We start from the raw sequence: 12,347 nt of genomic DNA, 5'->3' as shown, positions 1-12,347 counted from the left end.
ATAAAGAAGGGGCATCGCTCGGTTGAGCGATGCCCCTTTTACATTTGTATCTATCAGGAACGATTAACGTACTTCCCAGATATCGTTGGTCTCCAGCAACTCGGTGAAGTTGTGATACTTCTTCTGAGCGCTTACCTCTGCCAACTGAGCATGAACGGCCTCGTTGTAAGTAGGAGCCTCGACATCGCGAATCACACCGAGGGCGATGGGGAATCCATCCTCTGGCGACATCATGGCCAACTTCAGCTGCAGGGTGTTGTCCTCGCAGTGAGCATCGTGTACCAATACATCGTCGATGGTGTAGCCATCCTTGCCGATCTCTACAACTTTCAAGCCAAAGCCCTGCTGCACCAGTCCGAACTCGTTGTTCTCACCGAACACCAGTTTCTCGCCATGCTTTACGTAGATAGCGTTCTTCTTGCGGCCCTCGTTGTTGTAAACCACATCATGACAGTGGTCGTTGAAGATCACACAGTTCTGCAAAACCTCTGTGACTGAAGCGCCTTTATGCTCATAGGCAGCCTTCAGCACCTCTACGGTACCCTTGGCATCGGTAGCGACGCAACGGGCAAAGAAGTGACCGCGAGCACCGAAGCACAGTTCGGCAGGACGGAAGGGATCCTCCACCGTGCCGTAAGGGCTAGACTTCGACACGAAGCCACGAGGTGAGGTAGGACTGTACTGACCCTTTGTCAAACCGTAGATACGGTTGTTCAGCAGGATCATGTTCAGGTCGATGTTACGACGGTTAGCGTGGATGAAGTGGTTACCACCGATAGCCAGTCCGTCGCCATCGCCCGACACCTGCCATACGGTCAGGTTGGGGTTAGCCACCTTAGCACCGGTAGCGATGGCAGCAGCACGACCGTGGATGGTGTTCATGCCGTAGGTTGCCATGTAGTGAGGCAGACGACTAGAGCAACCGATACCAGAAATCACTGCTACGTTCTCGGGGGCTACGCCAATCTCGGCCATAGCCTTATGGAGTGAAGCCAGGAAGAAGTGGTCGCCGCAACCAGGGCACCAACGAGGCTGGCCTTTCTTAAAATCTTGTGCTGTATAACTCATAATGCTTTACTTTCTAATAATCTCCTCGAATGCGTTAACTAACTCTTCTACAACGAATGGCTGACCCTTCACCTGATTGAACTGATAGGGCACGAAGCCATCTACCTTCATGCGCAGGTAGCCAGCCAGCTGTCCCATGTTCTGCTCAGCCACAACCACCTTCTTATATTTAGTAAGTACGGCAGCCGTGTTCTTTGGCAGCGGGTTCAGATACTTGAAGTGAGTCTGAGCAACCTTATAGCCCTTCTGGCGTAACTCGTCCATGGCTGAATGCAGATGACCATAGGTAGAACCGAAGCCTACGATGAGCAGGTCGGCATCTTCTGCGTCGCCACTTACCTCGAGGTCGGGCACCTGGATATTGTCAATCTTCTGCTGACGCAGACGAGTCATCAGGTCGTGGTTCTCAGGATTTGTTGAGATAGCACCCGTGTTAGAGTCCTTCTCCAGTCCACCCAAGATATGAGCGAAGCCCTCACGACCAGGCACAGCCCAGTAGCGGGTTCCATTCTCTGCACGCATATATGGTGTCCACTTACCCTTCAGTTCCTCGGGAACGTAAGGAGGATTGATGGCATCAAGCTTTGTGATGTCGGGCAACTTGAAAGCACCTGAGCCGTTGGCCACAAATGCATCGGTGAGCAGCACCACAGGAGTCATGTGCTCCAATGCTATCTTACAAGCCTGGTAGGCAGCGTCGAAGCAGTCGGTAGGACTGGTGGCAGCCATGACAGGCATGGGGCTCTCACCGTTACGACCGAAGAGGGCCTGCAGCAGGTCGGTCTGCTCTGACTTCGTAGGAAGACCCGTAGCAGGACCACCACGCTGTACATCGAGCACCACCAGTGGCAGCTCCATGATGACAGCCAGGTTCATAGCCTCGCTCTTCAGGCAGACGCCAGGTCCAGAGGTTGATGTCACACCCAGTGCACCAGCGAAAGAGGCACCAAGAGCAGAGGCACATCCACTGATCTCATCCTCACACTGCACGGTGATCACGCCACAAGACTTATGCTTTGACAACTCGTGCAGCACGTCGGTGGCAGGTGTGATGGGATAAGAACCCAGATACAGTCTCAGTCCTGCCTTCTCGGCAGCGGCGATGAAACCATAAGCCGTAGCCTTGTTACCGGTGATGTCCATATAGCGACCGGGGGTCTTCTCCTTGGTCTCTACGCGATAAACATTGATAGCACTTGAGTGGGTGTTGTGACCGTAGTCCCAACCGGCCTGAATCACCTTGATGTTTGCCTCGGCAATGGCAGGCTTCTTGGCGAACTTCTCGCGCAGGAAGTTTGCAACGAGGTTCAGATCGCGATCGAAGAGCCAGCAAACCAGTCCCAGTGCAAACATGTTACGGCACTTCAACATGGCCTTGTTGTCCATACCGCTGTCGGCCAGACAGTCCTTCACCATCTGTGTCATCGGACAAGCCACCACGCGGTCGGCATCGATACCCATCTCGCCCAGATAGTCTTCAGTAGCAAACTGAGCCTTTTCCAAATCCTTGGGTCCGAAAGAGTCTGTGTCGATGATAATCGTAGCACCGGGCTTAGCATAGCGATACTGTGTCTTCAGTGCGGCAGCGTTCATGGCCACGAGCACGTCGCACTTGTCACCAGGTGTGTAAACCTTACCAGCACCGATGTGCACCTGGAAACCAGATACGCCAGTCAGCGAACCTTGCGGGGCGCGGATATCAGCAGGATAGTCGGGGAATGTTGAGATGCCATTGCCTACAGTGGCACTGACAGTAGAAAAAATGTTTCCGGCCAACTGCATACCGTCGCCAGAGTCTCCAGAGAAGCGCACGACCACCTGATCGAGTGCTTTCACTTCCAAATTTTCAGCCATATTTTTAAATAATTATACAAAGTAAGTTTAATTTTGGGTGCAAATTTCGGAATATTTATCGAATTATCAAAACTTTCATGCAAAAAATGCACAAAAATGAATAAAAAATCACTTTTTACTTACAAATTGCTAATAATTGTTAGTTGATTTCCCCATATCGGGATTTCTTTGTACCTTTGTGCCGCTAAAATAAGAATAAGAAAAGGGATATAATGGAAACTATCAAGAATCAACATTTTGAAGGTGAGCGTCCGCTATTCGAGGTTCACGACGTAAGATTGGAACAGGTAACAATTGGAGAAGGCGAGAGCGCCATAAAGGAGTGTTCAAACATTGAAGCCGAGGATTGTCATTTCTGGGGCAAATACCCCTTCTGGCATGTTCACGGTTTCAAGATTAACCGCTGTCAGTTTGATGCCGGTGCACGTTCTGCATTGTGGTATAGTGATAATATGGACATGCGCGACACGCGTATAGACGGACCGAAGATGTTCCGCGAGATGCACGACATGTATCTGGAGAATGTGGTTATCAACGATGCCGACGAGACATTCTGGAAGTGTCGCAACATTGAGGCACGCAACCTGGAGCTGCACGACGGCACCTATCCTTTCATGTTCTGTGAGAACGTGAAGATCGACGGACTGAAGAGCGACTCGAAGTACGTATTCCAATACTGTAAGAACGTAGAGATACACAACGCCAATATCGTAACTAAAGACTCTTTCTGGGAGTGCGAGAACGTGACCATCTACGACTCTGTGCTCGATGGTGAGTATCTGGCTTGGCATTCTAAGAACGTACGCCTGGTCAACTGTCACCTGGCTGGCGAACAGCTGCTGTGCTATGCCGACCAGCTGGTACTGGAGAACTGCACCTTCGCACCCGACTGCGACCGCGTCTTTGAATATAGCTGCATGGAGGCCGACATCAAGGGACATATTGAGAACATCAAGAACCCCACCAGCGGCCACATCATTGCCGACTCTATCGGTAGCATCACCATCGACAAGAACATCAAGCAGCCTGCCAACTGCGTGATTGAAACAAGAAAATAAAGTATCATCATCTATTCATAAAGAAAGAGAAGAACATGTCCAAATACAATTTCGATGAGATAGTCACGCGCCGCCATACGGGCTGTGTGAAGTGGGACGAGCCCCGTCCGCTGTCCGTTGGTGGCGAAGATATCATCCCCCTCTGGGTGGCCGATATGGACTTCAAGGCTGCCCCTGCCATTCAGGAGGCAGTCATCAAGCGCGCCCAGCATGGTGTCTATGGCTACACCGTGGTCGAGGACGACTATTACGATGCCGTCATCTCCTGGTTCAAGCGCCGTCATCAGTGGGACATCCGCCGCGAAGAGATTATCTACACCACGGGAGTCGTCCCTGCCATGTCGGTAGCCATCAAGGCCTTGACCATGCCTGGCGAGAAGGTGTTGATCCTCTCGCCCGACTACAACTGTTTCTTCTCTAGCATCCGCAACAACGGCTGCGAGGTTCTCGAGAGCATTCTCAGTCCGGTGGGCCACACGTTTGAGGTGGACTGGAGCGATTTCGAAGCAAAGTGCGCCGACGAGAAGACCACCGTATTCCTGCTTTGCAACCCTCACAACCCCACCGGTCGCGTCTGGACCAAAGAGGAGCTGACCCGCATGAACGACATCTGCATGAAACATGGTGTCAAGGTGGTGAGCGACGAGATACACTGTGAACTGGTCATGCCCGGTCATCGCTTTCTGCCCTTCGCGGCTGTCAGCGAGGCCTGTCGCCAGAACAGCGTTACGCTGAACTCACCGTCTAAGTCGTTCAACATTGCTGGTCTGCAGGCAGCCAACATCATCTGCGCTCAACCCGAGTGGCGCCGCCGTCTGGACCGTGCGGTCAACATCAACGAGGTGTGCGACCTGAACCCCTTCGGTCCTGTGGCCCTAAAAGCTGCCTATAATGATAGCGAGGACTGGATCGACGAGCTCAACGACTACCTGTGGTCAAACTACCAGATGCTGTGCGATTATGCCAAAGAGCACCTTCCCCACTGGAAGGTCAGCCAGTTGCAGGGCACCTACCTGTTGTGGATAGACATCACCGCTACGGGCATGACGGCCCAGGCCTATACCGACCACCTGTTGCGCGACTATCACGTATGGGTCAACCCCGGCACCATGTATGGTCCGCAGAGTGGCGAAGGCTACATCCGCGTGAACATTGCCTGTCCGCAGGCTTTACTTAAAGAGGCTTTGGAAAGAATCAAGGAGTAGGTTATGAGTATTCTTATTGACAGAGAACAACGTATACGGCGAGCAGAAGAACTCTTCATGCAAGGGTTCAACTGCTCGCAGTCGGTTGTAGCCGCCTTTGCCGACCTCTATGGCTACACCGAAGAACAAGCACTGCGCATGAGCGCAGGCTTTGGTGCCGGCATCGGTCGCCTACGCATGTCTTGTGGTGCCTTCAATGCACTGGCATTGCTGGCCGGATTGGACTGCGGGTCGGTGACTCCCGGCGACCGCGAAGGTAAGTCCTATAATTATAAAGTGGTGCAACAGTTGGCCGAGCGCTTCCGCGAGGCCCATGGTTCGCTCATTTGTGCCGAACTGCTGAAACTCAAGAAAGACGCACCGCTCACCTATGTGGCCTCCGAGCGCACTGCCGAATATTACAAGACACGCCCCTGTGTGAATCAAATTATATCTGCTGCCCATATATTTGCTGACTATTTGGAAGCAAAACAATGATTTTTCTTACAAATCATTCGTTATTTCAGAATAATTTTGTACTTTTGCACGCAAAATTATCAAATCCCTATATATGGCTTATACACGCATGACTGCTGCTGAAGCTGCAGCACTGATAAAAAATGGAGAGAATATTGCCATGAGCGGCTTTACGCCTGCAGGTGTGGCAAAGGCAACAACCAAGGAGTTGGCAAAGATTGCTGTAGCCGAACATGAGGCTGGTCGCGAGTTCAAGGTAGGTATTTTTACGGGTGCATCTACCGGTCAGAGCACCGATGGCGATATGGCCAACGCACAGGCCATCAAGTATCGTGCCCCCTACACCACCAACCCCGACTTCCGCAAGCACGTGAACCAAGGTGAGATTCCCTACAACGACCTGCACCTCAGCCACATGGCACAGGAGCTTCGCTATGGTTTCTATGGTGACATTGACTGGGCTATTCTCGAGGTCTGCGACATCGAGGAGTGTGGCAACGACTACCATGTCTATCTCACCGCAGCCGGTGGTATCAGTCCTACTGCAGCCCGTCTGGCTAAGCACGTCATCCTGGAGCTGAACAGCTTCCACAATCCCAACGCCAAGTTCATCCACGACGTCTATGAGCCATTGGATCCCCCCTACCGTCAGCCCATCATGATCACCAAGGTCAGCGACCGCATTGGTGTGCCCTACGTCTCTATCCCCAAGGACAAGGTGGTGGGTGTCGTAGAATGTAACATCCCCGACGAGGCCCGTGCCTTTAAGGATTCAGATCCTGTGACCGAGAAGATTGGCTTCCTGACAGCCGAGTTCCTGGTTGAAGAGATGCACAAGGGTCGCATTCCCAAGGAGTTCCTGCCCCTGCAGAGCGGTGTAGGCTCTACGGCCAACGCTATCCTGGGTGCGCTGGGCGAGGATAAGCACGTGCCCAACTTCAACATCTATACCGAGGTGATTCAGAACTCTGTCATCGAGATGATGCTCAACGGTCGTGTGAAGGATGCTTCGGCCTGCTCGCTCACCGTCAGCAACGAGTGTCTGATGCAGGTTTACGACAATATGGACTACATGAAGCAGCACCTTACGCTGCGTCAGAGCGAGATATCTAATTCGCCCGAGGTCATCCGCCGACTGGGCGTCATCGCGATCAACACAGCCATCGAGGCCGACCTCTATGGCAATGTCAACTCAACGCACATCAGCGGTGTCAAGATGATGAACGGCATTGGTGGCAGCGGCGACTTCATCCGCAATGCCTACCTCTCTATCTTCACCTGTCCTTCTGTGGCTAAGGGTGGTGTCATCTCAAGCATCGTGCCCTTCGTCAGTCACCAGGACTCTTCCGAGCACGACGTCAACATCATCGTCACCGAACAGGGTGTGGCCGACCTGCGCGGCAAGAGCCCCGCTCAGCGTGCCGAGTGCATCATCGAGAACTGTGCACACCCCGACTACAAGCAGTTGCTGTGGGACTACCTGAAGATTTCAAAGAAGGGACAGACCTGCCACAACCTCACGGCTGCCTTTGCCATGCACGACACCCTGGCTCGCAAGGGCGACATGCACCTGACCGATTTCTCAGAATACGTAAAATAAATACTGATGCGACATCAGCGCACACAACGATGGCTGCTATTCCTGTTCGTAGGATTAGTAGCCATCAGTGTTTCTGCACAGACCAATACGGGGGCCACCGACTGGTACCAGGCGTACCATCAGTTGCTGGAGGACTATACCGACGACGAGGGTGCCACGCTGACCGAGGCTGACCTGGAACTGCTGCAGCAGTTGGCCGACCACCCTGTCAACCTCAACGCCACGACACGCAGCGAACTGGAACAGTTGCCGTTTCTGTCGCGCCAGCAGGTCATGGATATCATAGAGTATCTGGACCGCTATCGTCCTGTGCGCTCCCTGGGCGAACTGCGCATGGTGCGCTCTTTGAGCTATCAGCAACTTTCACTGCTGCCCTACTTCGTCTATGTGGGCGAATACACGCCGCCGGAGACCATGCGCCCCCCCGTCGTGCTGCGCCAAGCGCTCACGGCCACGGCCAACATACCATTCTACAACCGCAAGGGCGACGACAACGGCTATCTGGGCTATCAATACCGGCACTCGCTGCGCTACGAGCTGGACTACGGCAAGAAGCTGCGGGCGGGCATCATCGGGGCGCAGGATGCTGGCGAGCCCTTTTTCACCGACAGAAACCGGTGGGGATATGACGCCTACTCCTACTACCTACAGGTTAACGACCTGGGACCTGTCGCCACGGCCATCGTCGGGAAGTATAAGCTCTCTGCCGGCATGGGACTGGTACTGAACAACGGGTTCTCGATGGGAAAGACCATCACGCTGCAGTCGCTGGGCCGACTCTCTCAAGGCCTACGCCCGCACAGTTCGCGCTCCGAGCAGGGGTACTTCCAGGGAGCGGCTGCCAACATCAGCCTCAGCAAACCGCTGTCGGTGACGGTCTTTGCCTCGTACCGAGGCGTTGACGCCACACTCAACGACGACGGTAGCGCCAAAACACTTATCTACAGCGGCTATCATCGCACCCCTAACGAGATGCAGAAGAAATACAACACGCACCTCACGGCCTTTGGCGCCACAACTGCCTTTCATGCTGCTGCCTTCCGTATGGGAGCCACGGCCATCTATACCGAAACCGATCGCGCCCTGCGCCCGGATCGCAGCCAACCTTTCCGCCGCTACTACCCGCATGGTGAGCGATTTTTCAACGCCAGCCTGTACTATGGCTACGACCATCACCGCTGGACCGTTCGCGGCGAGACAGCCATCAGTCAGGAAGGTGCCCTGGCCACCATCCATGCACTGAGTCTTCAGTCGCGCAGCGGCACCAGCATCACAGCACTGCATCGGTTCTACAGTCATCGCTACACGTCGCTATATGCGCACAGTTTCAGCGAAGGCTCACGCATACAAAACGAGCAGGGTTTTTACCTGGGTGCCACCTGTCGCCCCATTTCCCACCTGCAACTTCAGGCTTATGCCGACTATGCTTATTTCCCGCAGCCCCGCTACCGCGTGTCTGCGTCCTCGCATGCGCTCGACCTCTTTCTGCAGGCCAACTACCAGCGCGCCCGTTGGGACCTCAGCGGACGCCTGCGTGCCCGCTTCCGCCAGCAGGACAACGACGAGCAGACGGCGTTGGTGCCCGTCAGAGAACAGCGTGGACGTCTTGCCGCCACCTATCGATACTCGGAACGACTCTCGCTGAAAAGTCAGTTGGATATGGCACAGATGTCGTCTCCAACCACGAGTCGTGGCATCATGTGGAGTCAGCAAGGCACCTACCAGACCAAAAAGCACCTGTTATGCGCCACTGCTGCGCTCTTTCGCACCGACGACTACGACAGCAGGCTTTATCTCTACGAGCGCCAGATGCGCTACGACTTCTCGTTTCCCATGTACTACGGCCAAGGCATGCACCTCATGCTGTTAGCACGCACCGCCGTCACGCCCCAGCTGCATCTCACCGCCCGACTTGGTTTCACCAACTATTTCGACCGTGCGACCATCGGCTCAGGACTGCAAGAGATTCCCCACTCCAGCACCACCGACCTCTCGTTGCAACTTCACTACCGCTTCTAACAAAAACTGCATGCCTACAGTCCCCTGAAAGGGCCACTATCAGCATAAGACAGCAGCCCTTTTGAGGCACCATTGCGCCCCTATTAAAACACAATACTTATGGTTTCATCTTCGCTCTAGAGTCTAGAATACACATTTCTAGACTCTAGAATAGTGCGATCTAAACTCTAGAACACGCCATTCTAGAGTCTAGATCAGGAGCAAAAGTGGCACTATTACATGTCAATAGTGCCACTTTTGAATCACAAGACAAGCACTATTAGACTGCAAAAGGAACGCTATCAGATGGTGATAGCACCAATATAAAACAAGGATAGCCACCAGTCACGCTGATGGCTATCCTTATTGTGATGTGCGTTGCCCTGTTTGCGACAAGGCGTCACGCTTAATGCTTTCGGTTGGCACGCTGCTCGCGGTACTTTGCCTTCTGACGGGCCGAGCCACTGCCGTGCGCACCGGTGATGTACTTTTTCTTTTTGGCCTTGGTCTTCACCTTACCCTCATTGGGGTCCTTGCGTTCTCCACCACGGCCAAAAGAAATGCCATTCTCCAGTATAGACTGAAAATCATCCTCTCTACCCATAACTATTCGTTTTTTGTTTGATTAGATATCTAACCACTCCCCTCCCTCACAGGGAGGGGTCGGGGGAGAGTCTTCTATTTTGTTTAATTTTAATGGTGGAACAAGCGAACGCCAGTGAAGGTCATGGCGATGCCGTACTTGTCGCACGTCATGATAACATGGTCGTCGCGCACCGAGCCACCGGCCTGAGCGATGAACTCTACACCGCTCTTGTGGGCACGCTCAATATTGTCGCCGAAGGGGAAGAAGGCATCAGAGCCCAGAGCCACCTTGGTGTTCTTGGCAATCCACTCGTGCTTCTCCTGCAGGGTCAGCACCTCGGGCTTCTCGGTGAAGAACTGCTGCCAAGCGCCATCGCGCAGCACATCGTCGTGCTCCTCCTCAGAGATATACACATCGATGGTGTTGTCGCGGTCGGCACGACGGATACCCTCCTTGAAAGGCAAGTTCATCACCTTCGGATGCTGACGCAGCCACCAGATGTCGGCCTTCTGTCCGGCCAGACGGGTGCAGTGGATACGGCTCTGCTGTCCGGCACCGATACCGATGGCCTGACCATCCTTTACGTAGCAAACAGAGTTTGACTGTGTGTACTTCAGGGTGATGAGGGCAATAATCAGGTCGCGACGAGCTTCCTCAGTGAATGTCTTGTTGGCTGTGGGGATATTCTCAAACAGAGCGGGATCGTCCAAGCGAATCTCATTGCGTCCCTGTTCAAAGGTAACGCCAAACACCTGCTTGGTCTCGATAGGTGCGGGTGTGTAGGCGGGGTCTATCTTAATCACATTATAAGTACCCTTGCGCTTGTCCTTCAGAATCTCGAGTGCCTCGGGAGTATAGTCGGGTGCGATTACACCGTCGCTCACCTCGCGCTTGATGATCAGTGCAGTCGTTGCATCACAAGTGTCGCTCAGGGCGATGAAGTCACCGTAAGACGACATACGGTCGGCACCACGTGCACGTGCATAAGCACAAGCGATGGGCGACTCATCGAGTCCCTTGATGTCGTCAACGAAATAGATGTGCTTCAGTGTGTCGCTCAGGGGCAGACCTACAGCTGCACCGGCAGGCGATACATGCTTGAACGAGGCAGCAGCTGCCAGTCCAGTAGCAGCTTTCAGCTCCTTCACCAGCTGCCAAGAGTTAAATGCGTCAAGCAGGTTGATATAGCCGGGACGGCCGTTAATCACTTCGATGGGTAACTCTGAGCCATCCTGCATGTAAATGCGCGATGGCTTCTGATTCGGATTGCATCCGTACTTCAATGCCAATTCTTTCATACCTTATAAAAAGAGAAAATAATACCTTTTCTGACTGCAAAGGTACTCATTTTTTGCAAATTATACTCCTGTATCCTTCATTTTTATTTTTCCTTTAACTTCATTTTATATCTTCCTCAGAAACGAAAGGATGCCCGCTTCCATAAAAAGGAAAGCAGGCATCCCGGCGCAATCAATTATAAAGAAGTTATTTTATAAATAGTCTCTTCGTGTTGATAATGTATAGACCGCTTGGTAGTTTCAGTACCTGCTGTAGAGGCATCTGACGAGAAACCAGTGTGCCATTAAGCGTATAGACAGTCACGTACTTACATCCGGCAAAGATTTTCTCAATGCCCGAAGTGATGTCGGCGGTGTAGGTGATGTCATGAGCAGGCATCGTCTTGTATTCCTGGTCGCTCACCCATCCGTTGAAGGTGTAACCTTCCTCGGCTGTGTATTGGCGTAGTACGATAGTTGCGCCATATTCCACTGGGTCACGTGCCCACTCTTGTCCGTTCACTATATAGATAACGTTGTATTTATTGACCGTGTAAACGGCATCGTAGGTTACGTCATGAGCAGGAACGGTAGTACCTTCTGCCAATGTCGGATTCCAACCAGTAAAGGTGTGGCCTTCCTTCTCGGGGGCAGTTGGTGGTGTGATAACAGAGCCATAGTCTAGAGAATCTGTTTTGATGGTTACGCCATCTGCCGTGAATGTCACGGCGTACTGGTTGACTGTAAACTGAGCCGTGAATGTCAGGTTAGATGCAGGCATCGAATCAGGAATCTCTGGTGTCCACCCAGTGAAGGTGTAGCCTTCCTTAACCGGATCGGTTGGCTTGGTTATGGAGGTCGCATAGGTTACCTCGTTCTCGCTTTCCTGTCCGTCAACAACCCATGTCACCTTGTATTTGTTGGCTGTGTATACAGCGTCGTAGGTCACATCGTGTGCGGGCATTGTTGCACCTACCGTCAGTTCTGGATTCCATCCTTTGAAGGTGTGGCCTTCCTTGTCTGGAGCCTCGGGTGCAGTAATGGTAGCACCAAAGTCCAGCGCTTCAGTCTTAATAGTCTCACCATTGGCAGTAAATGTTATGGTGTACTGATTGACAGTCCACGTAGCATTATAGCTTCGGTTCTCCGTACTACCCGTGGCAATAATCACCGATGTCGTTGCCTCGTTGAGTCCCGTACCAGTCCATCCGGCGAAGGTATATCCCTCGCGGATAGGAGCGTTCA

The 12,347-nt window shown here is 52.9% G+C and carries 10 protein-coding genes; 5 read left to right on the top strand and 5 right to left on the bottom strand.

Annotated elements, in window-relative coordinates; genetic code table 11:
• Positions 1-63: 63 nt before the first annotated feature.
• Both T496_RS0109350 and T496_RS0109345 read right to left on the bottom strand, forming a co-directional pair.
• On the bottom strand, positions 64-1,071 hold the full coding sequence (locus tag T496_RS0109350) for a 2-oxoacid:ferredoxin oxidoreductase subunit beta (protein ID WP_027450519.1): 1,008 nt from the start codon (positions 1,069-1,071) through the stop codon (positions 64-66).
• A gap of 3 nt (positions 1,072-1,074) precedes the next feature.
• Positions 1,075-2,922 (bottom strand): 2-oxoacid:acceptor oxidoreductase subunit alpha, encoded by a 1,848-nt coding sequence (locus tag T496_RS0109345; protein ID WP_027450518.1) that lies wholly within the window; start codon positions 2,920-2,922, stop codon positions 1,075-1,077.
• Between the two features lie 212 nt (positions 2,923-3,134).
• Between T496_RS0109345 and T496_RS0109340 the strand changes: the two genes are divergently transcribed.
• From T496_RS0109340 to T496_RS0109320, 5 genes are all read left to right on the top strand, one after another.
• Positions 3,135-3,980: a DUF3737 family protein gene (locus T496_RS0109340; protein WP_027450517.1), complete on the top strand. Its 846-nt coding sequence runs from the start codon at positions 3,135-3,137 to the stop codon at positions 3,978-3,980.
• A 35-nt stretch (positions 3,981-4,015) separates the two neighbouring features.
• Positions 4,016-5,185 (top strand): MalY/PatB family protein, encoded by a 1,170-nt coding sequence (locus T496_RS0109335; RefSeq protein WP_027450516.1) that lies wholly within the window; start codon positions 4,016-4,018, stop codon positions 5,183-5,185.
• A gap of 3 nt (positions 5,186-5,188) precedes the next feature.
• Positions 5,189-5,662, top strand: coding sequence for a C-GCAxxG-C-C family protein (locus T496_RS0109330; RefSeq protein WP_027450515.1), 474 nt, complete (start codon positions 5,189-5,191; stop codon positions 5,660-5,662).
• 73 nt (positions 5,663-5,735) lie between these two features.
• Positions 5,736-7,241, top strand: coding sequence for a succinate CoA transferase (locus tag T496_RS0109325; RefSeq protein WP_027450514.1), 1,506 nt, complete (start codon positions 5,736-5,738; stop codon positions 7,239-7,241).
• A gap of 6 nt (positions 7,242-7,247) precedes the next feature.
• A complete protein-coding gene (locus T496_RS0109320; RefSeq protein ID WP_044111007.1) occupies positions 7,248-9,260 on the top strand; it encodes a hypothetical protein in 2,013 nt (670 codons plus the stop codon).
• 385 nt (positions 9,261-9,645) lie between these two features.
• On the opposite strand, the gene T496_RS0109315 is transcribed toward T496_RS0109320, so the two are convergent.
• From T496_RS0109315 to T496_RS0109305, 3 genes are all read right to left on the bottom strand, one after another.
• Complete coding sequence (locus tag T496_RS0109315; RefSeq protein ID WP_027450512.1) at positions 9,646-9,843, bottom strand: hypothetical protein; 198 nt, start codon at positions 9,841-9,843, stop codon at positions 9,646-9,648.
• Positions 9,844-9,932: 89 nt separating this feature from the next.
• Positions 9,933-11,123 (bottom strand): phosphoribosylaminoimidazolecarboxamide formyltransferase, encoded by a 1,191-nt coding sequence (locus T496_RS0109310; protein ID WP_027450511.1) that lies wholly within the window; start codon positions 11,121-11,123, stop codon positions 9,933-9,935.
• Between the two features lie 187 nt (positions 11,124-11,310).
• Positions 11,311-12,347: InlB B-repeat-containing protein (locus tag T496_RS0109305; RefSeq protein WP_027450510.1), on the bottom strand; the 1,037-nt coding region annotated here is incomplete at its 5' end.

Source organism: Xylanibacter brevis P6B11, from assembly GCF_000621825.1.
Classification (GTDB): domain Bacteria; phylum Bacteroidota; class Bacteroidia; order Bacteroidales; family Bacteroidaceae; genus Prevotella; species Prevotella brevis.
The sequence above is the reverse complement of the archived record's forward strand: the minus strand, read 5'-3'. Positions and strand labels throughout refer to the sequence as shown.